Source organism: Serinibacter salmoneus, assembly GCF_002563925.1.
Taxonomy (GTDB): domain Bacteria; phylum Actinomycetota; class Actinomycetes; order Actinomycetales; family Beutenbergiaceae; genus Serinibacter; species Serinibacter salmoneus.
Genome location: NZ_PDJD01000001.1, coordinates 2,437,165 through 2,456,964 on the forward strand (window position 1 = coordinate 2,437,165; position 19,800 = coordinate 2,456,964).

The 19,800-nt window shown below is 71.4% G+C and carries 17 protein-coding genes; 3 read left to right on the top strand and 14 right to left on the bottom strand.

The genetic code is table 11. From position 1 onward, the window contains the following. Positions 1 to 87 precede the first annotated feature (87 nt). The 12 genes from ATL40_RS15035 to dacB all read right to left on the bottom strand — a co-directional run bounded on the left by ATL40_RS15035 (position 88) and on the right by dacB (position 14,167). On the bottom strand, positions 88 to 243 hold the full coding sequence (locus ATL40_RS15035) for a hypothetical protein (protein ID WP_169925946.1): 156 nt from the start codon (positions 241 to 243) through the stop codon (positions 88 to 90). Continuing rightward, positions 240 to 1,814, bottom strand: coding sequence for a lysine--tRNA ligase (gene lysS, locus ATL40_RS10910; RefSeq protein WP_211283108.1), 1,575 nt, complete (start codon positions 1,812 to 1,814; stop codon positions 240 to 242). The genes ATL40_RS15035 and lysS overlap by 4 nt, the downstream gene beginning before the upstream one ends. Then, positions 1,811 to 3,676, bottom strand: a complete 1,866-nt coding sequence (gene panC / locus ATL40_RS15645; RefSeq protein ID WP_143556949.1) for a pantoate--beta-alanine ligase — start codon at positions 3,674 to 3,676, stop codon at positions 1,811 to 1,813. The genes lysS and panC overlap by 4 nt, the downstream gene beginning before the upstream one ends. Beyond that, on the bottom strand, positions 3,673 to 5,313 hold the full coding sequence (locus ATL40_RS10925; RefSeq protein WP_098469551.1) for a PH domain-containing protein: 1,641 nt from the start codon (positions 5,311 to 5,313) through the stop codon (positions 3,673 to 3,675). The genes panC and ATL40_RS10925 overlap by 4 nt, the downstream gene beginning before the upstream one ends. After that, the gene (locus ATL40_RS10930) at positions 5,310 to 5,801 is read right to left on the bottom strand and encodes a PH domain-containing protein (RefSeq protein WP_098469552.1); all 492 of its coding nucleotides are present in this window, start codon (positions 5,799 to 5,801) and stop codon (positions 5,310 to 5,312) included. Before ATL40_RS10930 ends, ATL40_RS10925 begins: the two co-directional genes overlap by 4 nt. 25 nt (positions 5,802 to 5,826) lie before the next feature. Further along, positions 5,827 to 6,312, bottom strand: coding sequence for a DUF3180 family protein (locus ATL40_RS10935; RefSeq protein WP_098469553.1), 486 nt, complete (start codon positions 6,310 to 6,312; stop codon positions 5,827 to 5,829). Positions 6,313 to 6,318: 6 nt separating this feature from the next. After that, positions 6,319 to 7,773 (bottom strand): hypothetical protein, encoded by a 1,455-nt coding sequence (locus ATL40_RS10940; protein WP_098469554.1) that lies wholly within the window; start codon positions 7,771 to 7,773, stop codon positions 6,319 to 6,321. Positions 7,774 to 7,831: 58 nt separating this feature from the next. Beyond that, positions 7,832 to 9,859: an ATP-dependent zinc metalloprotease FtsH gene (gene ftsH / locus ATL40_RS10945; protein WP_098469555.1), complete on the bottom strand. Its 2,028-nt coding sequence runs from the start codon at positions 9,857 to 9,859 to the stop codon at positions 7,832 to 7,834. Positions 9,860 to 10,101: 242 nt separating this feature from the next. After that, a complete protein-coding gene (gene hpt / locus ATL40_RS10950; protein ID WP_425443394.1) occupies positions 10,102 to 10,629 on the bottom strand; it encodes a hypoxanthine phosphoribosyltransferase in 528 nt (175 codons plus the stop codon). Between the two features lie 57 nt (positions 10,630 to 10,686). Next, positions 10,687 to 11,694: a tRNA lysidine(34) synthetase TilS gene (gene tilS / locus ATL40_RS10955; RefSeq protein WP_098469557.1), complete on the bottom strand. Its 1,008-nt coding sequence runs from the start codon at positions 11,692 to 11,694 to the stop codon at positions 10,687 to 10,689. After that, positions 11,691 to 12,773 carry a zinc-dependent metalloprotease gene (locus tag ATL40_RS10960; RefSeq protein WP_098469558.1) on the bottom strand — a complete coding sequence of 361 codons (1,083 nt, stop codon included), beginning with the start codon at positions 12,771 to 12,773 and terminating at the stop codon, positions 11,691 to 11,693. Before ATL40_RS10960 ends, tilS begins: the two co-directional genes overlap by 4 nt. Further along, positions 12,770 to 14,167: a D-alanyl-D-alanine carboxypeptidase/D-alanyl-D-alanine endopeptidase gene (gene dacB / locus ATL40_RS10965; protein ID WP_098469559.1), complete on the bottom strand. Its 1,398-nt coding sequence runs from the start codon at positions 14,165 to 14,167 to the stop codon at positions 12,770 to 12,772. The genes ATL40_RS10960 and dacB overlap by 4 nt, the downstream gene beginning before the upstream one ends. Positions 14,168 to 14,309: 142 nt before the next feature. On the opposite strand from dacB, the gene ATL40_RS10970 reads away from it, so the two are divergent. Beyond that, positions 14,310 to 14,807 (top strand): inorganic diphosphatase, encoded by a 498-nt coding sequence (locus ATL40_RS10970; protein WP_098469560.1) that lies wholly within the window; start codon positions 14,310 to 14,312, stop codon positions 14,805 to 14,807. Positions 14,808 to 14,898: 91 nt separating this feature from the next. Here ATL40_RS10970 and ATL40_RS10975 read toward each other — a convergent pair whose 3' ends face one another. Together ATL40_RS10975 and ATL40_RS14770 are read right to left on the bottom strand one after the other, a co-directional pair. Continuing rightward, the gene (locus ATL40_RS10975; protein ID WP_143556950.1) at positions 14,899 to 15,333 is read right to left on the bottom strand and encodes a DUF6918 family protein; all 435 of its coding nucleotides are present in this window, start codon (positions 15,331 to 15,333) and stop codon (positions 14,899 to 14,901) included. Positions 15,334 to 15,369: 36 nt separating this feature from the next. Further along, positions 15,370 to 16,845: a C40 family peptidase gene (locus tag ATL40_RS14770; protein ID WP_143556951.1), complete on the bottom strand. Its 1,476-nt coding sequence runs from the start codon at positions 16,843 to 16,845 to the stop codon at positions 15,370 to 15,372. A 251-nt stretch (positions 16,846 to 17,096) separates the two neighbouring features. Between ATL40_RS14770 and ATL40_RS10990 the strand changes: the two genes are divergently transcribed. Further along, positions 17,097 to 18,449, top strand: coding sequence for a bifunctional o-acetylhomoserine/o-acetylserine sulfhydrylase (locus tag ATL40_RS10990; protein WP_098469564.1), 1,353 nt, complete (start codon positions 17,097 to 17,099; stop codon positions 18,447 to 18,449). A 96-nt stretch (positions 18,450 to 18,545) separates the two neighbouring features. Beyond that, positions 18,546 to 19,772 (top strand): homoserine O-acetyltransferase MetX, encoded by a 1,227-nt coding sequence (gene metX, locus ATL40_RS10995; protein WP_098470454.1) that lies wholly within the window; start codon positions 18,546 to 18,548, stop codon positions 19,770 to 19,772. Positions 19,773 to 19,800: the final 28 nt, after the last annotated feature.

Sequence of the window (19,800 nt, forward strand, 5' to 3'; positions counted from 1 at the left end):
GATGAGTAATTGTGAGACCGATGGTAATCACACCCGAGGAGCCCATGTCAATTGGAACCACAAAACAGTGGTCCAGGTTTGAAATGATCAGGAGCGGTCGCGCTTCCAGGCATCGTCCTCGCGCTTGCGCGCCCGCCGCTCGCGCCTATCCGCCAGAATCATGGCGCGCACCACGACCACAAAGACCGCAAGCACGGCCAAAGACGGGATCAGGGCACCGATGTTCGCCCAGAGATCGCTCATCGCCGGCCTAACCCTGGCTTCACGAGAGGGAACAGGATGGTCTCTCGGATACCCCGGCCGGTCAACGCCATCAGGAGCCGGTCGATACCCATGCCCATACCGCCCATCGGTGGCAGTCCGTGCTCCACAGCCCGCAGGAAGTCCTCGTCCACGGACATGGCCTCAGGGTCCCCGGCCGCCGCGAGCAGCGCCTGTGCCTCGAACCGCTCACGCTGCACCACCGGGTCCACGAGCTCCGAGTACGCCGTGGCGAGTTCGAACCCGCGCACGTACAGGTCCCACTTCTCCACCCGGCCGGGAAGGGACCGGTGCGAGCGCGTCAACGGAGATGTGTCGACCGGGAAGTCCATGACAAATGTCGGCGCGTGGAGCGAGTCACCCACCAGGTGCTCGAAGAGTTCTTCCAGGATCTTCCCAGCGGGCTGTGGTTGCGCGGACAGCTCCAGGCCAACTCGTTCACAATACGTTCGCAAGCGCTCGGCGGTCGTTTCAGGGGTTACTTCTTCGCCGAGGGCCGAACTCACGGCCTCGTAGAGGGAGATTTCCTCCCACTCCCCACCCACCTCATACGGCGTGCCGTCCGCGAGGATTACCTCCGTCGACCCGAAGACGGACACGGCTGCCTCCTGGACGAGCGCGCGAGTCAGCCGAGCCATTCCCCGGTAGTCGGTCCACGCCTCGTAGGCCTCCACCGAGGAGAACTCCGGGCTGTGGGAGGAGTCCACACCCTCGTTCCGGAAGATCCGTCCGATCTCGAAGACCCGGTCCACTCCCCCGACCACGGCCTGCTTCAAGGGCAGTTCGGTGGCGATCCGCAGGTAGAGGTCCACGTCGAACGCGTTCATGTGCGTCACGAAGGGTCGGGCGGCCGCACCCCCGGCCTGGGTCTGCAGCACCGGTGTCTCGACCTCGAGGTAGTCACGCCGGTAGAAGGACTCCCGCAACGACCGCACCACACCCGCCCGCACCCGCACCATCTCGCGGGCCTCCGGCCGCGCGATCAGGTCGAGGTATCGGCGCCGGACCCGGGTCTCCTCGCTGGTGTCCTTGTGCATGACCGGGAGCGGGCGCAGCGCCTTGGAGGCGAGCTGCCAGGAGGTCGCCATCACCGACAACTCCCCTCGCCGGGAACGGATCACCCGTCCCGTGGCCGCCAGGAAGTCACCCAGGTCGACATCCGACTTGAAGGCTGCGAGACGGTCCGGGCCGACTTCCGCCAGGGAGAGCATCACCTGCAGGCTGGTGCCCTCGCCGTCCGCGATCGCCACGAAGCAGAGCTTGCCGGTGTTGCGCAGGTGCATCACGCGCCCCGCGACACTGACCACGTCCTGGGTCTCCTCGCCCGTCTCCAGGCGATCCCACTGTGCGTGGACCTCGCGGATCGCGTGGGTTCGCGCGACAGCGACGGGGTAGGGGTCGCACCCCTCGGCCAGCAGTCGGGTGCGCTTGTCCTTGCGGACGCGGACCTGCTCGGGATCGGACTCCCCGAAGCCATCGAGCAGGGTCGGATCGTGGCTCTCCTGCGGGTCCGGACCCGTGGACGGCGATGGGTCGGCAGTCTGTGATGTCACCCTGGCATGCTACCCAGCGCACGCCCCGGCTCGATCCGCAGCGCACCCGTGTCGAGCAGGCGCACCCCCTCGACCACGGCGGCGACCACGTAGACGGCATCCTGGGAGATGCTCTCGGACCCCTGCTGCGCATCATGCGCCTCCGCGGGGGCCGGGATGCGCGCGTCGTGGCCGTCCGGGACGAGCGGGAGGAAGGTGGTCGGATCCACCAGCAGGGCATAGTCCAGCGTGATGCCCGGCGCGCCTGTGACCTCATCCCGCGCCGCCGCCTGCACCTCAGCGGCGCTCGCACCCGCACGGGCATAGCGTTGCGCCAACGCGACCGACCGGCTCAGTGCGAGCGCCTGCGCGCGTCCCCGGTCGCTGAGTCGGACGTTGCGGGAGGAGAGGGCGAGGCCGTCGCGGTCCCGGGCCACCGGCACGGACAGGATCCAGGTCGGCAGGTCGAGGTCAGCGACCAGGCGACGAACCAGGGCGAGTTGCTGCGCGTCCTTCTCCCCGAACACCGCGACGTCGGGCTGTGTGATGCCGAGGAGTTTGGTCACCACGGTCAGCACACCGTCGAAGTGGCCGGGCCGGGAAGCGCCCTCCAGGCGCTCCCCCATCTCGCCTGCGCTCACGGTGACCACACCCGGGGTCGGGTACATCTGCTCACCACTGGGTGCGAACACGAGGTCGGGGCTTGCCTCGCCCAGACTCGCGAGCGCCGCGACGTCCGCCGCAAGGGTGCGGGGGTAGGCAGCGAGATCCGCCTCGCTCCCGAACTGCGTCGGATTCACGAAGATCGTCACGATCACGTGGTCCGCCGCCGTCCTGGCAGCGCGAACCAGATCCAGGTGGCCCTCGTGCAACGCGCCCATCGTCATGACGACAGCGACCTCACCGGCCATCGATCGGCGACGCCCGCGCACGTCCGCGATCGTGGTCACGACCTCGGGTCCCTCGCCGCCCCCGGGGGTCTCGCCCGCCGCTGCAGCGGGCGCAGCGCGCAGGATGCGATGAGCCTGCGCCGCGGTCTGTGCGGAGATCCGGCGCTCCCGTACCGCCAGGTCGGTCGTGGCGTGGGCCAGCGTGCGATAACTTGCCGCGACGCGCAGGGAGTCCTCGGCGTGTGAGAGCGCGCGCAGGTGCTGCGACACCGTCTCCAGGTCGCCGCGCGAGATCGGCCCCGTCAGCGCGGCGCCCCCCGTGCGCAGGGCGCCACCCGCCGCGGCGTGGACCAACGGCGTGAGCAGCCGCCCGGCGTCCTCGACGCCGGCCCGTTGCAGCACGTCCTCGGCCTGCACGAGCAGCGTGACGAGGTGGTTGGAGGCATGGGCCAGAGCCGCGTGGTAGACCGGCCGCACCGAGTCCGGCAGCACGATCGGATCGCCGCCGAGCTCCACGACCAGAGCCTGCCCGATGGGAAGCACGGGCGCGGCCGCCGTCACCGCGAACGGAGCCTCCACGAGTCGCTGGAGATCGATCGAGGTCCCGGTGAAGGTCATGGCCGGATGAATGGCCAGGGTGATCGCCCCGGCTGCCGCCGCCGGCGCGAGGACCTCCAACCCGTGCCGCCCGCTGGTGTGCAGCACGATCGAACCGGGGCGGAATCCGCCCTGATCAGCGAGCCATCGCACCATCGGGGCGATCGCGTCATCCGGCACACAGACCAGGGTGAGGTCGGCTTCGCGGGCGACCTCGAGCGGGTCCCTGACCGGGACGCTCGGGAGCAGCGCATCGAGGCGTTCCCGCGTGGCCGGGGAGCCTCCGGAGACCGCGACGACCTCGTGGCCGACGGCGCGCAGAGCACTGGCGAGCACGGCACCGACGCGGCCGGCTCCGACCACGCCCACGCGGAGCCGGGAGGAGGCTGGGGTCATGAGTCCATTGTGCCGCTCGGCCCCGGCACATCGCGGTCCGGCGCCCGGGGGACGTCGCCATCATGCGGGCCCACCCCACCGTGGTCGCCGAGGCGCTGCTCGGCAGCACTCGGCGCGGTGTCTGCGGCCGGCTCCGGCTCCTGACGCATCCACAGCTCCGGCCCGTCGGACCGGCGCGCTACCCGCTGCCGCGCCGACTGCTCGGCGAGCAGGTGCGCCGCAACGTCCTGGTCGAGGTGAGGCAGCGAACTGCTCATCGTGCCCGAGGCGTGCGCGGCGAAGGACACCACGCGCAACCGCCGCTCCCACGGGCCCTGGCCGAGGTGCAGCGCCTGGCTGCGTTCGTGGAGCACCAGTTCCAGCCGGCGGAACACGCGTCCCGTGCGCAGCGCGAGTGCGGGCGTGGTCACCAGGAACGCGTTGCGGCGCCATGCGATCGGGTCCAACCAGCGAGCGCGACGGGGAGAGGCAACCCACCCATGGTGGGAGTCCAGGCCGCGCAGGCCCTCCAGGAGAGCAGGCTCCTCACTCTCGGGCAGGGACGGGACCACCAACCGCACGAGGTCGAGCACTTCCCGGCGAGTACCCACCGGGAGCACCACATCCGCGCTCTGGCTCCCCTCGCCGTCCGTGGAGACGTTGGCAATCGTCACGCTGATGCGCCACCAGTCCTGGCGGCGCCACAGCAGCGGTTGGGTGAGCGCGACCGCCTGCACCCTGCCGGGCGGGATGGTCTTGGCCTTGGTCTCCAGGAGACCCGACCTCACGCGCAGCCCGTCGGGTGAGGTCGCCACCCGGAAGCCGAACTCACCCGAGAACCGCCCCCAGAGGTAGGCGATGGAACCGAACAGGATCGGGAGCACACCGACGATCACCCACACGCGAGCGAAGAAACCGATGGCGAGCCCCACGAGAACGCCGAGGACGGTGGCGACGGTCGCGACCGACAACAGCAGGGAGAGGACCAATCGCCCCGGCGCGAGGCTGTACACGGGGTGCTCGGGCGCCTCCGGGGCGACGCCCGCCTCGGGCACCACGGGCGGGGACAGCACCGAGGTGGTCCCCTCGGGCGGCCGCTGCCCACCGAGATCACCACGCGCCGCCTGCGCCGGGTCGGGCGGGCTGCCCGGCTCTCCCTGGGGCACAGCCACGCCGGCCGCCCGCGCGAGGATCTCGTTGCGCAGGGCCTGCGCCTCTGCCTGCGTGAGATAGGCGAGCGTGACGTTCGCGTCCGCACCGCCCGCGCTCTCCACCCGCACGGCGGAGAAGCCGAAGATGCGCCCCAGGAGCGGTTGAGTGATCTCCACCGACTGGATCCGCGTGAGCCGTGCCACCCGCTCGGTGCGGAAGACCACGCCCGAACGCAGGACCACGGAGTCCGGCGTCACCCGGTAGGTCAATCGCCGCCAGGCGAGGTAACTGAACCCGAGCGAGAACAGCCCGGCGATCACCACCAGCCCGAGCACGATCCCGACCAGTACCAGCACCGCCAGACGCAGGGACAGTAGGTCGTCGAGGCCTTGGATCGCCGCGACCAGGACGATGCCGAAGGCCACCTTCCACGCATTCAGCAGCGGGGTGACGCGGTGGACGTGCCGCCAGCCCTCCTCGTCACCGGACGGGGGCCGCACGCTCACAGGCCCGCCAGACGGGACTCGCCGAGTTCGGTGAGCCGGTCCTTCAGCCGCGCTGCCTCGGCGGCGGGAAGGCCCGGGATCGTGGCGTCGGTGCTCGCGGAGGCGGTATGGAGTTTGACTGTTGCGAGCCCCAGCGCGCGTAGCAGCGGCCCCTGGGCCACATCGGTGAACTGCATGCGTCCGTACGGGACAACCACGAGCGAGCGGAACAGCACACCGCGCCGCACCAGGAGATCGTCCTCCTCCTCGGCGTAGCCGATCGCGCGCACCTGGCGTGGGATGAGCCACAGCACCCAGGCGAGCAGAAGGGCGGGCAGGGCGACGAGCGCCCAGATCCAGTCCCCGAGGACAGCGGCGACCACGACCGCTGCGAGCAGGATCGGGAGCAGCACCAGGCACGTCGCGATGATCCTGGCCCGGATGAACAGGGGCGAGACCCTCGACCAGGTGACCCCGGCGGGCGTGAGCGGATCGGAGTGCTGCGTCATGGCACCCATCGTGCCAGGCAGTCCCTCAGACGTGGCCCTCCGGTCCGTCCGGTCCCCGGCGCTCCTCCTCTCGCGGGGTGCGGCACCAGTGCAGCACGAGCAGGGCGACGGCGAACAGGAGAACGGAGACGACCACCATCGCGACGGCGACCCAGGCATCGGCTCGGGCGGCGGGTGCACCGAGACTGCCCATCAGGGAGGCCAGCCACGCGGCACCGTGCCCGATGAACACAGCCGAGACGTAGTAGGCGGTGACGGCCAGCGCCGCGACCCGGGCGGCGGCGATCGGCTCCATGGATCGACGCCCCCGGACGAAGCCGCGTACCCGGTTACCCAGCCACAGGAGTACGAGCGCGAACCCCAGCAGGAGCACGATGAGGATCCGCGGAGCCGGGATCGTGACGCCGCGTGTGTCCAGGAGCATCAGGACGAGCAGGGAGAGGGCGAAGGAACCGGAGCCGAGAGCGAGCGCAGGCAGCGCACGAGCCGGGGACTGCGGGCGGTCGGCCATGCGGGATCAGTCGTCGGGAGCCGATTCGGACGGCTCCGGGTCAGCGGGACGGGCCCAGTCGAGGGCGAGCCACTTCACCGCACCGCGGTCCGAAGCGACCTCCGCCAGGTCCACGACCAGCCCGCCCTCGGGCCCCGGCACCGTAGCGCCCGGGTCGAGTTGCGACCAGGGGACAAGGACAGCCGCACTCCTCACGGCATCAGGATGGGGCAGCGCGATCCCGTCGACCTCGTCGGCCGCGCCCTCCAGACTCAGGACCTCCACCCGGACACCGGCACGGTGCCCGGAGGCGACGAGGTCGGCGAGCGCGGCTCGGGTACCGAGGTACTCCACTCCGACCACCGCGGTGCGGCGCTCCTGCCCGTCCGGCACGGTACGGGCCAGCGGGGAGACCCCGGTGATCTCGAGACCGTCCCGCTCGCGCAACGACCTCAGTGCTGCGGCGAGGTCGCCCGCTCCGGCGGGGGCGTGCGCGTACATGGCGATCACACCGCGCAGTGTCTGCGGTTCGGGGATCGGTGGAACCGCCGGGACCGGCTCGGCATCGGCCGGCTCGGCATCGGCCGGCTCCTCATGACCCGGCTCAGCACCGGCCGGCTCCTCTTGACCCGACCCGTCGACAGTCGACTGGGCCGATTCGCTCAGGACGTCACCCGACGCGAGCGTGGCCGCAGGTGCGGGTGGTTCCTCGGCGCCATCCGCCTCGACGTCCTCGCTCGGCGATTCGCCGAGCACCACCGGCGCGTCCTCGGACGGCGCGGGATCGACCGGCGCGTCCTCGGACGCCGCGGGATCGACCGGCGGTGTGGGTTCGACCGGCGGGGGTGCCACCGGGGACCAGCTCGGGGTGGGGACTGCCGGCTCCGCAGCCGTGGCGGCGGCGATCCAGGGCACAGCGCTCGCAGCCACGTCCTCGGGGGCGGAGTCCCCCTCGTGGGCACCCAGGGAGGCGCCTGCCGGCTCGCCGTCAACCGGCGCCGGCGCCTCATCCACCTCCACGTCCACGTCCACGGGATCAGGATCCGAATCCGCTTCCGCGGGCGCCGGCTCAGGTGCGGGCGCCGGCACGGGCGCCGGCGCGGGGGCCGGGACCTGACCGGCCGTCGCCGCGTCGGCAGCGGGTCCGGCCGCCACGCGGCTGCGCTCGATCACGCACTCGACGTCCTGCACGAAGACGCCCAACGGCATCTCGGGTCGGTGCAGCCGCACCTCCACACGCTCGACCCCGTCGTGCTCCAGCGTCACGCGCGCCACGGACTCAGCGCGCTCGCGCAGCCCCGGGCTGCTTGCCCGGAGTTGCTCGGCCGCCGCCTGGGCGAGCACGGGCAGGTCGAGATCCGCCCCGGTCGTCCACACGTTCAGGTCGGCGAGGAAGGGCTCGAACTCCGGTTCACCGGCGCCGTCGGCTGCGGGCACCGCTCCCCGGCCGGCCAGGCCCACGATGCGGTAGTGGTCGCTCACGCCTGACACCCTAGCCAGCGCCGGGGTCGCCGCGAGCGAGGACGCACGGAGCGTCGCACTAGTTCTCGCCCGGGCCCTCCCCCAGCACATCGCGCTGGTCCACGGGGTGTTCCTCGTTGGCGGCGGCGGCCTGGTCCTGCGGTAGCTGCGGGACATGGTTGGCGGCGACCTCCGCCGGTGTGCGCACCGGGGGCTTCGTGCTCACGGGACGCGACGGCGAGGAGTGCCACACCGGCCGTGGATCGCGCTTCGCGACCGGGGCGAAGATCTCGGCGAGGGCCGCCTCGTTCAGGGTGTCCTCCTCCAGCAGTCGCAGCGCGAGGGTGTCCAGCACATCGCGGTAGGTGGTGAGGATCTCCCACGCCTCGTCGTGCGCGTTCTCGATGAGGCGGCGCACCTCCTCGTCCACGATGCCCGCGATCTCCTCGGAGTAGTCACGTTGGTGCCCGTAGTCCCGGCCGAGGAAGACCTCGGAGTCCGCCTGTCCCAGGCGCTGCGCGCCGACGCGTTCGCTCATGCCGTACTGGGTGATCATCTTGCGGGCCGTGTCCGTGGCCTTCTCGATGTCGTTGGACGCCCCGGTGGTGGGGTCGTGGAAGACGATCTCCTCGGCCACGCGGCCACCCATCGCGTAGGCGAGCTGGTCCAACAGCTCGTTGCGGGTGGTGGAGTACTTGTCCTCGGCCGGCATCACCATCGTGTACCCGAGCGCGCGACCACGAGGAAGGATGGTCACCTTCGTCACCGGGTCCGTGTAGCGCAGCGCGGCGGCCGCCAACGCGTGCCCGCCCTCGTGGTAGGCGGTGAGTTTGCGCTCGGCCTCGTTCATCACCCGCGTGCGCTTCTGCGGACCGGCGATGACGCGATCGATCGCCTCGTCGAGCGCGCGGTTGTCGATGAGCTGTGCGTGCGAGCGCGCGGTCAGCAGCGCCGCCTCGTTGAGCACGTTGGACAGATCGGCGCCGGAGAATCCCGGGGTCCGCTTGGCCACGGTCGCGAGGTCGACATCGGGGGTCATCGGCTTGCCCGCCGCGTGCACCTGCAGGATGGCGAGGCGGCCCTTGAGGTCCGGAGACTCCACCGTGATCTGGCGGTCGAACCGGCCGGGGCGCAGCAGCGCCGGATCGAGGATGTCGGGCCGGTTCGTGGCGGCGATGAGGATCACGCTGGCGTTTTTCTCGAACCCGTCCATCTCCACCAGGAGCTGGTTCAGGGTCTGCTCGCGCTCGTCGTGCCCACCGCCGAGCCCGGCGCCGCGCTGACGCCCGACCGCATCGATCTCGTCGATGAAGATGATCGCCGGGGCGTTCGTCTTCGCCTGCTCGAACAGGTCACGCACACGAGAGGCACCCACGCCGACGAACATCTCCACGAAGTCCGACCCGGAGATGGAGTAGAACGGCACGCCCGCCTCGCCGGCGACCGCCTTCGCGAGGAGCGTCTTCCCGGTTCCAGGGGCCCCGTAGAGCAACACACCCTTCGGGATACGCGCACCCACCGCCTGGTAGCGGGAGGGGTCGGCGAGGAAGTCCTTGATCTCCTGCATCTCCTCGACGGCCTCGTCGGCGCCGGCGACGTCCACGAAGGTGACGTCCGGGTGCTCCTTGTTGACCTGGCGCGCCTTCGACTTGCCGAAGTTCATCATCCGCGAGTTCCCACCCTGCATGCGGGACATCACGAACCAGAACACCCCGATCACCAGGGCGAGGAAGAGGAAACTCGTCAGCAGCGACGTCCACCACGGGGTCTGCGGCACCACCGAGTTGTAGCCCTCGGCCGGATCGGACTCCTCCACGAGGTTCGCGATCTGCTGGGCCTGCGCCTCGACGTAGTAGAACTCCACGAGTTCACCGCGGTCGTTCTCCTCGGCGTCCACATAGGGCTCGCTGAGGGTGAGCTGGACCCGCTGGTAGCCCTCGGTGATCTCCGCCTGCTCCACGGTCTCCCCGCGCAGGAGCGCCACGCCCTCGGAGGTGTCGATCGTGCTGACCCCGCCGCCGCGCAGCAGGCTGAAGCCGATCATGAGGACCAGGATGGGGAGCAGGATCCACAGCAGGGGTCCACGCACAAACTTCTTGGCGTTCATTGACTCAAGGCCGCGTGGGCCGTCCTTCCGACTCGGAGACTCCCGGTGACTCTATGCGAGAGCGCAGGCGTCCACCTGACGTGTTCGCTGATCGCGTCACCCTTCGGTCAACGCCACCCGGCGCCGAGTGGTTCCCGGGACCGCCCCCTGCGGCTCACCTGACATCGTTCCCCCCGTGCCGACCTGACGGCTGAGTCCGCGACACCCCTCGCGTCGCGTCCTGGTCGGCAGAGCTGCCGCCGTCAGCCCCCGTACACGTGCGGTGCGAGCACCGCGACGAACGGGAGTTGCCGGTAACGCTCGGCGTAGTCCAGCCCGTAGCCCACCACGAACTCGTTCGGGATGTCGAACCCGAGGTAGCGCACGTCGATGTCGACCTTCACAGCATCGGGCTTGCGCAGCAGCGTGGCGATCTCGAGCGAGGCGGGCTGACGGCGCTCCAGGGTCTCCATGAGCCAGGACAGGGTGAGGCCGGAGTCGATGATGTCCTCGACCACGAGCACGTGGCGCCCGGAGATGTCGGCGTCGAGGTCCTTCAGGATCCGCACCACACCGCTGGACTGCGTGCCCGCGCCGTAGGAGGAGACCGCCATCCAGTCCATGGAGACGTCCGAGCGCAGGTGGCGCATGAGGTCGCTCATCACCATCGCGGCGCCCTTGAGAACCCCGACGAGCAGGATCTCCTTGCCGGCGTAGTCCCGGTCGATCTGCGCGGCGAGGTCGGCGAGTTTGTCCCGGATCTCCTGCTCGCTCACCACCACCCGGACCAGATCGCCCCCGACCTCGGGGTAGTGCCACGTCGTCTGGTTCTCCTGGTCGCTCACGGCTCAAGCCTGGCACACCGGGGGCAGGACGGCGAGGCTGGGTCCGTGCCGCCCCACCCGTAGACCGCCCGGCACGCTGATCGGCCCCTGACCGTGCCACGCAAACACCAGGGCCTCCACCGCCAGGACGTGGCTACGCGCGAGCGCACGGGGAGGGCTCCCCCGCTCCACCAGCCACTGGTGGAGCGCACGGGTGCGTAGGGGGCGGGCGGCCTCGGCGAGCACCGCGACCTGGAGGCCCTCACCCTCGCGCGCGCTCTCGAGGGTTGCTCCGGCGAGCAGCTCCAGCAGGTCGTTGTCCTCCCGCAGCGCATCGGCGGTGCGCGCGAGCGACGGCGTGGGGTCGGCCCCGAGCGCACGGCGCAGCGCGGGCATCACCTCCTCGCGGATGGCCGCGCGGGGAAGTGCCTCGCCGTCGGCCCGGCGCAGGGGCCCATCGGTCGCATTGCCAGGATCGTCCCACCAGGTCAGCCCGAGCGCGCGGCAGGCGTCCCGCAACTGTGCCCGCCGCAGTCCCAGCAGGGGTCGGCGGTAGTGGCCCCGCACCGATGGGATCGCGGCGAGCGAACGGGCCCCGCTGCCGCGCGCGAGCCGCATCAGCACGGTCTCGGCCTGGTCGTCCATGGTGTGACCGAGCAGCACGACGGCGGCTCCCACCTCCTCGGCCACGGCATCCAGCGCCCGGTACCTGGCCTCGCGCGCCCCGGACTCCACCCCACCGGTGGCGTTCGGGCTGACCCGACGAACCAGTGGGCTCACGCCGATGGCGGCGGACAGGGCCGCCGCCCGCTCGGCGATCTGCGCGGAGTCGGGGAGGAGTCCATGGTCGATCGTTGCGCTGCGGACCGTCAGGCCGAGTCGGGGTGCCTCGTGCGCGGCGGCGGCAAGGAGCCCGAGGGAGTCCGCTCCGCCCGAGAAGCCCACGATCACCACCGCGTCCGGCGCCAGGTCACCGAGCGTCCGGCGCACCGCGAGCCGGGTGCGCGCGACCGCTGGGTGGGGAGCGTTCATCCGTGGACCCGCTCCACCCACCGATCGGGTGCGAGGATCTCCGCCGGCGACGGGAGCTGCTCGGGGGCCTCCCACACGGCGTTCAGCCCCTCGTGACCGACCCGTTCGACCACGGCTCGGGTGAAGGCGGCACCGTCGCGGTACTGCCGCACCTTCTCCTCCACCCCGAGCAGGCGACCGATCAGGGCGCTCAACCCGCGCTGTCGGCCCCGTCGCTTCTCGAAGGCGCGGCGGATCACCCGCACGCTCGGCACGGCCCCGGTGCCGACCTCGTCCATCACCACGTCCGCGTGGCCCTCCAGGAGCGACATCACGGCGATCGCGCGGTCCACGTCCTCCTGCTGCGCATCGTCGAGCATCGAGGCCAGGAGTCGGGGGGTTGCGCCCGTCGCCGCTCGTGGCGACGGCACCGGGCGGCCGGGGCGGCCCGGGCGACGCGACGTCGGCACCGCACCACCCTGTTCGTCCGAGCCGGCCACGGCTGCGGCGATCAGCGAGCGGAGGTGGTCGGCCAGCCAGGGCGCCGCGGCGAACTGCACGGCGTGCGTCTGCTCGTGCAGGCAGACCCACAGCGCGAACTCATGCGGGTCGACATCCAGGCGGCGGTGCATCGCCAGGATGGTGGGGGCCACCAGGAGGAGGCGCCCCGAGGCGGCTCCCGCGGGCCCGGGGGTATAGGGGTCGAACTGCCCGAGCACCCGGGGTCCGAGCAGCGCCAGGGCACCACCGAGTTGGTCCCCCGCCACGGCAGCAGACAGCCGCCCCCGCAGGCCCGGACCCCCGGTCAGGTGATCCCCGAGCAAGGCGGCGAAGGACTGGGTCGCAGCACGCGCCCAGCCCGCGCGGTCCACGATCCGCACCGGCAGGGCGCCGGCTCGCTCCCCGGCATCCTGCAGTCCGGTGACGCACGCGACGTGACCCGGGGCCTGCCGGGAACCCTCCCGCAGCGACTCCACCACGGTGGCGGCCCCGACCAGGTCGGTCGGGGGCCCCGCCGGCAGGAGCACTGCCGCGCGCCGAGCAGCACGATCCCAGTCGATGGCGGAGCCCCGCATGTCGCCGTGATCCACGCCGCTCACACGTCCGATTCCGGTTGGCAGCCACACGCGGAGAGTTGCGTGAGGTAGGCGTCGATCCGCTCCCGCGCCGCCCAGATGCCGCCGTACTCCACGTCGTCGGCCATCACGGCGAATGCGAGCGGGCGCCCGTCCGCCGTGGTCACGTACCCCGCGAGGCTCACCACGTCCTCGAGAGTGCCGGTCTTCCCCCGCACGGCGCCCGGTGGGATGTCGCGCTCGGCGAGGGTACCGACGAGTCCGGACACCGGGAGCACCCGCGCGAGCTCGGTGAGCGCGGGGTCCTCGTTCGCCGCAACCAGCACGTCGATGAGCAGTTCGGGCGCGATCGCATTCGCGCTGTTGAGTCCCGAGGTGTCGGAGAGCACGGTGCCCGAGACGTCCACTCCCGCCGCGGCCGTCCCGGCCAGGACGGCCGTGGTGGCACCCTCGAAGTCGGCCGCCTCACCCCGCGCGATCGCGACCAGCCGGCCGAACACCTCCGCCAGGGTGTTGTCCGACTGCGTCATCATCACGGCGAGGAGTTCCCTCAACGTCGCCGAGGAGACCTGCGCGATCGTGGTGGCGTCCTGCGGCGCCTCGTCGCGCTCGAGTCCGTCCTCGACCGTGACGCCTGCCTCACGCAGGGCGTCGCGGAAGATCACCGCGGCGTCGACGGCGGGCCGCAGGGAGGTCGCGACCTGGCCCTCGACCTCTCCGAGGTCGACGGCGACCGCCTCGATCGGCGCGACGAAACCGTCACCGACCCCCCAGTACCCCCACCCCGGTGACTCGCTCGCACCGGTGAACAGGGAGTCGTCCAGGCGCAGGGTCACCGAGTCGACCCCGCGCTGCTGGAGTTCCGCGGCCGTCTCCCGCGCCAGATCGGCCAGCCCCGCCCGACCGAGCACCGCCGTCGGGTCGCCCTCATCGGCCGCGAGGGTCATATCGCCACCACCCACGAGGTAGAGGTCATCACCCGACAGGAGCGCGGAGGTGGTGAGTCGGTCATCGAGATCGAGGCTGGTGACGGCGGCGAGCCCGGTCAGGATCTTGGTCGCCGAGGCAGGAGTGCGGCGCTGCGTGGCGTCGATCGCGACCAGTTCCTCCCCGGTGGCGAGGTCGACCACGACGACGCCCACACCCGCGCCCGTGGCCTCGTCCTGCACCATCTCCCGCGCGGCGGCAGCGATGATCTCGGCGTCAGGCACGGGAGCGGATGCCGACAGCGGCGGGAGCACCTCGGGCACCGGTCCGCGTCCAGGCACGATCGGGGTGGGGAAGGGCTCCGCCTCGGGCCAGGGTTCGGCGGTCGTGAGCGGGCCGGGAACGAGGTCGGCGGCGTCCGCGGCCCCGTATCCGACCCCGAGCACGACGACGGCGCCCACCGCCAGCAGCACGCCGGTTCGCCGTTTCATGCCTGCCACTCCATCCGGTTCCACCTGTCCCGACGACTCGACGCGGGCTCGAGTGTCCGAGCGCGCGCGGAGTGCGCCACACTGGTGGTCACCATAGTCGCGCGATCGCCGACCTCACGAAGGCGGCGGAGATGAGGACACCGTGAAGTTCGACGTCACGATCGAGATCCCCAAGGGGCACCGCAACAAGTACGAGGTCGACCACGTCACGGGTCGCATCCGCCTGGACCGCATGCTGTTCACCTCGACCCGCTACCCCGACGACTACGGCTACATCGACGGCACCCTGGGTGAGGACGGCGACCCGTTGGATGCCCTGGTCCTCCTGGAGGAGCCCACCTTCCCCGGCTGCCTCATCGAGTGCCGGGCGCTGGGCATGTTCCGGATGCGCGACGAGGCAGGCGGCGACGACAAGGTGTTGTGCGTGCCCGTCGGGGACCAGCGCGCGTCATGGCGCGACGACATCGACGACGTCTCGGAGTTCCACCGCCTCGAGATCCAGCACTTCTTCGAGGTCTACAAGGACCTCGAGCCCGGCAAGTCGGTCGAGGGTGCCCACTGGGTGGGCCGCGAGGAGGCCGAGGAGGAGATCCGTCGCTCCTTCCAGCGCGCCAAGGACACCGGGTACGAGCACCCCTGATCCCGCAACCGGGCGCGCCGGTACACGCGAGAGACACGCCGAAGGCGCAGGACCCGCCCGGTCCTGCGCCTTCGGCGTTGTCGGTCTGCGCTCAGCCCGCGTGCTTCTGGACGAGCGCTCCGATACGAGGCAGCGCGCCCATCACGACGCTCACGACCTGCGGCTTGAACTTCTCGAACATGGCCTTCTCACGCCCCCCGGAGACCTCCTGCTCCGCCGTGACGAGGAATGCCTCCTTCACCTCGGCCTCGTTCGCCTGGAGATAGGAGCCGAAGTCCTGGCCGTCGGTGGCCGTGAAGCGGCTCCAGAACGGGTCGAGGGTGTCCGCGAGGGTCCCGAGATAGGCGTTCGATCCACGCCGCACGATGTCGGGCTTGCCTGCCTTGGCCGCCTTGAACGCGGTCTTGACCGCCACGCCGGACAGGCCCTTCATGCTGGCGATCTCGTCCTCGATGAGGGTGGCGAGTTCGGTCACCACGGCGGGCTTGGTCTCGGGCGCGGTCAGCGTCTGGCGAAGTGTCGTCATGCCGGCGATGCTACCGGTGCACCCCGACACCGGCCCTCACGAGACGCGGCCGTACCCGATGATGTTCGCGGAGGCGTAGATCGGCTGGTGCACCACACCCACCCCGGGCATCGAGGCGTGCACGCGCATTCCCGGCCCGGTGTACATGGCCACGTGGTAGACGCGCCCGTTGCTTGCGTAGAAGATCAGATCACCGGGCTGCAGCTGTGAGGCACTGATGCGCGTGGTGGCCAGGTACTGGGAGTGCGACACCCGCGGCAAGGACACCCCGGCCTGGGCGTAGGCCCACTGCACAAGGGAGGAGCAGTCCCAGGCGTTCGGCCCGTTGGCGCCGAGAACGTAGGAGTCCCCCACCTGGGTCATCGCGTACTGCACGGCCTGCTGCCCCAGCGAACCGGCAGCCGGCGGCTCGGGCTCTGGTTCCGGCGTCGGGGTCGGGGTGGGCGTTGGGGTGGGAGTCGGGGTGGGCGTGGGCCGCGGCGCAGCCGTCGTCGGGGTCGGGGTCGGTTCGCGTGTCGGCGTCGGGGCCGGTGCAGCCGTCGGCGCGCTCGTCGGGGCCGGTGCAGCCGTCGGCGCGCTCGTCGGGGCCGGTGTAGCGGCCGTGGGTGCAGTGCTGGGCACCGCGCTCGCGGACGGCTCGGGCGAACCCGTCGACTGGTCCTGGTCGGCCGCACTCGGCGCTGAGGAGCCGCTGCGCGAGGCGGCCTGCTCGCGCTCTGCCTCCGCCTGCGCGGCCGCCGCCTGCTCCACGCGGCGCTGCTCGAGCAGCCCCTCCTGGTACTCCCGTTCCAGCGCCTCGCTGCGGCCGCGCAGCACGGCCAGTTCGGTCACGGCACTGGACATCGTCGCGGCGGCGGCCTCGCGCTGGGCCTGGCTCTGCGCCAGCAACTCGATGGCGACGTCGTACGCGGACTCGGCCGCGTCGGCGCGATCCTCGAAGACCCGCGCTGCCTGCTCTGCGCGATCGTTCGCGCTCTGCGCGGCGCCCGCCGCGACCTCGGCACGTTCGGTGGCGGCCCCGACGATCGATCCGGCCACGTCGTAGGCCCGTGCCCGCAGCAGCGCGGCCTCGAATCCATCCGCCCCGAGGAAGACCTCCGCCTCGGCGGCCACGCCCATGTTCGAGCGGTAGCCGGCCAACGCGAGATCGGCCATCGCAGCGCTCGCCTCGTCGTACTCGGCGGCGGCCGCCTCGGCGTCGGCCTGGGCCTGGGCGAGCGCGAGTTCCGCCTCGTCCGCGTCGACCTGCGCCTGGTTGTAGTCCTCGGCGGCAATGGCCGCCACGATCTCGGCCTCCTGCGCGGCGTCGTCGGCCGCCGCGACCGCGGCCTCGAGCTCGGCGACGCGGGACTGCGCATCCACCACGTCCGCCTGGGCTGCGGCACGCTCCTGCTCCGAGGGCAGGCTCGGCTCGCTCGAGGCGGGTGCAGCGAGGAAGGACACGACCAGCACGGTGGCTCCGAGCGCCGCGGTAGCGGGGCGCGTGGTGGGAAGCCGTCGAGGCAGCGTCATACAATCTCCCGGTTCCTGGGCGTGTCTCCTTGACGAGACGGGGACTTTCACCCTCGACCTTAGCCTTACTGTGCCCGCGAGTCGAAACCTGCCCGAGATCGACCCGCGACACTCCGACGCGGCTCACACACTAACGCGCGGCTGTGAGGTAGGGCGTCCGCAGTCTGAGACGCACCGCGCGTGCCGATGCCATGCCGCGAGCAACCGCCTACCGTCTCAGCAGGCACACCCACCGACCCGGGAGCACGACGATGAGCCAGACCTGGAAGTTCGAGACCCAGCAGATCCACGCCGGCCAGACCGCCGACCCCGCCACGGGCGCGCGGGCCCTGCCGATCTACCAGACCACCTCCTTCGTGTTCGATTCCGCGGACCAGGCGGCAGCGCGATTCGCCCTGGCCGAGCTCGGCCCCATCTACACCCGCATCACCAATCCCACGACGGAGGCCGTGGAGAACCGGATCGCCGCACTCGAGGGTGGCGTCGGCGCCCTCCTGGTGGCCTCGGGTCAGGCCGCGGAGACCCTGGCGATCCTGAACGTCGCGGAGGCAGGCGACCACGTCGTCGCCAGTTCATCCCTCTACGGAGGCACCTACAACCTGCTGCACCACACGCTCCCGAAGCTGGGCATCACCACCACGTTCGTCTCCGACCCGCACGATCCGGCGCAGTGGCGCGAGGCGGCCCAGGAGAACACCAAGGCGTTCTTCGCCGAGACCATCCCGAACCCCCGCAACGATGTGCTCGACATCGAGACCGTGGCCGGCATCGCCCACGAGGTCGGGGTGCCTCTCATCGTGGACAACACCGTGGCGACCCCCTACCTGACGAACCCACTCGCGTGGGGCGCGGACGTCGTGGTGCATTCCGCCACGAAGTACCTCGGTGGGCACGGCACCTCCATTGCCGGCGTGATCGTGGACGGCGGCACCTTCGACTACGGTGCCCACCCGGAGCGCTTCGGTGGGTTCAACCAGCCCGACCCGAGCTACAACGGCCTGGTCTACGCCCGTGACCTGGGCAAGGACGGGGCCTTCGGGGTCAACCTCTCCTACATCCTCAAGGCCCGCGTGCAGCTCTTGCGCGACCTCGGCGCCGCCGTGAGCCCGTTCAACGCCTTCCAGATCGCGCAAGGCATCGAGACCCTCTCCCTGCGGATGGAGCGGCACGTGGAGAACGCCGGCGCCGTGGCCACCTGGCTGGAGTCCCGCGAGGACGTGGTCCAGGTGCACTACGCCGGCCTCCCCTCCTCCCCCTGGCACGCCAATGCCCGCAAGTACTCCCCGAAGGGCGCCGGCGCGGTGCTCGCCTTCGAACTCGAGGGTGGCGCCGAGGCGGGTAAGGCGTTCGTCTCCGCGCTCCTGCTGCACTCCAACGTGGCGAACATCGGCGACGTGCGCTCCCTGGTGATCCACCCGGCGTCCACCACACACAGCCAGCTGACCCCCGCCGAGCAGCTCTCCTCGGGCGTCACACCCGGACTGGTGCGACTGTCGGTCGGTCTCGAGCACATCGACGACATCCTGGCCGACCTCGAACTCGGGTTCGCCGCCGCCGCCGTGGGGGCGGAGACCGGCGACCCCGTCGACGCAACCGCGATCTGAGTTCCGGGCGAAGGAGGCGGAGGCGTGACCACGGACCGACCGGCCACGGCCACGCCCGGGTTCTCGCGTGGACCGCGCACCCCGTACGATCGCACGATGGCGACGCCTTGGCAGTCCCCCGAACGCCGTGCGCGGATCGCACCCTCGGCGTTGGGCCAGGTGCGCGCCGCTGCCGGCGAACCGCCGCCCGTCACGGGTGCGTGGCGTGAGGGCGACCCCGTGGGTCACCGTCGCTTCCACGAGGTCGGCGACCTCGAGCTCGAGGCGGGGGGCAGCCTGCCCGGTGCACGACTCGCGTACGAGACCTGGGGCACCCTCAACGCCGCCGCGGACAACGCCATCCTCCTGCTGCACGGCCTGACCGGCGACTCCCACGTGCTGGGCGCCGCTGGGGACGGCCACCTCACCCCCGGCTGGTGGGAGGCCCTGGTGGGGCCGGGCCGAGCGATCGATACCAACCGCTACTTCGTCGTCGCCCCGAACGTGCTCGGGGGCTGCCAGGGTTCCACCGGCCCCGCCTCGATCGCGCCCGACGGCGCAGCCTGGGGTTCGCGTTTCCCCGCCCTGACCGCCCGGGACCAGGTGGCGGCGGAGGCAAGCCTGGCCACCGCACTCGGCGTCACCCGATGGGCACTGGTCATCGGGGCCTCCATGGGCGGGCACCGGGTGCTGGAGTGGGCGGCGGGTTACCCCGAGCGAGTGGGCGCGATCGTGCCGATCGCCACGGCCGCGCAGACCTCGGGGGACCAGATCGCCTGGGCCCACGCCCAGATCGGGGCGATCCGTGGCGACGTGGCGTTCCGCGGCGGTGACTACTACGAGGCCCCCGCGGGGCAGGGGCCGCACCGCGGACTCGCCCTCGCCCGGCAGATCGGGCACGCCACCTACCGAAGCGCGCGGGAGCTCGACGCCCGGTTCGGTCGGATCCCGCAGCGCGCGGAGAACCCGCTGGACGGGTCCGGGCGCTTCGCCGTGCAGTCCTACCTCGACCACCACGGCGACAAGCTCGCGCGCCGGTTCGATGCCGGTTCCTACGTGGTCCTCACCCAGGCCATGATCACGCACGACCTCGGCCGTGACCGGGGCGGCGTGGAGGCCGCACTCGCCGGGATCTCGGCGCGCACGCTGGCCATCGGGATCGACACCGACCGACTCTTCCTCGCCGAGCAGTCCGCACGCATCGCCCGCGGCGTACCCGGCGGCGAACTGCGGGTGGTGCGCTCGGACCACGGCCACGACGGCTTCCTCATCGAGTCCGACACGCTCGGTCCGATCATCTCGGCGTTCCTCGGCGAGGTTGCCCCGGTGGTCCGCCGCGCCTGAGGGTCGGGCCCTGCACGGCGTGACAAGG

Excerpts from the sequence above, each read along its gene's own strand:
- ATL40_RS15035 (WP_169925946.1), bottom strand. The coding sequence starts at position 243 with ATGAGCGATCTCTGGGCGAACATCGGTGCCCTGATCCCGTCTTTGGCC.
- panC (WP_143556949.1), bottom strand. The coding sequence starts at position 3,676 with ATGACCCCAGCCTCCTCCCGGCTCCGCGTGGGCGTGGTCGGAGCCGGC.
- ATL40_RS10930 (WP_098469552.1), bottom strand. The coding sequence starts at position 5,801 with ATGACGCAGCACTCCGATCCGCTCACGCCCGCCGGGGTCACCTGGTCG.
- ATL40_RS10935 (WP_098469553.1), bottom strand. The coding sequence starts at position 6,312 with ATGGCCGACCGCCCGCAGTCCCCGGCTCGTGCGCTGCCTGCGCTCGCT.
- ftsH (WP_098469555.1), bottom strand. The coding sequence starts at position 9,859 with ATGAACGCCAAGAAGTTTGTGCGTGGACCCCTGCTGTGGATCCTGCTC.
- tilS (WP_098469557.1), bottom strand. The coding sequence starts at position 11,694 with ATGAACGCTCCCCACCCAGCGGTCGCGCGCACCCGGCTCGCGGTGCGC.
- dacB (WP_098469559.1), bottom strand. The coding sequence starts at position 14,167 with ATGAAACGGCGAACCGGCGTGCTGCTGGCGGTGGGCGCCGTCGTCGTG.
- ATL40_RS10975 (WP_143556950.1), bottom strand. The coding sequence starts at position 15,333 with ATGACGACACTTCGCCAGACGCTGACCGCGCCCGAGACCAAGCCCGCC.
- ATL40_RS14770 (WP_143556951.1), bottom strand. The coding sequence starts at position 16,845 with ATGACGCTGCCTCGACGGCTTCCCACCACGCGCCCCGCTACCGCGGCG.
- ATL40_RS10990 (WP_098469564.1), top strand. The coding sequence starts at position 17,097 with ATGAGCCAGACCTGGAAGTTCGAGACCCAGCAGATCCACGCCGGCCAG.
- metX (WP_098470454.1), top strand. The coding sequence starts at position 18,546 with ATGGCGACGCCTTGGCAGTCCCCCGAACGCCGTGCGCGGATCGCACCC.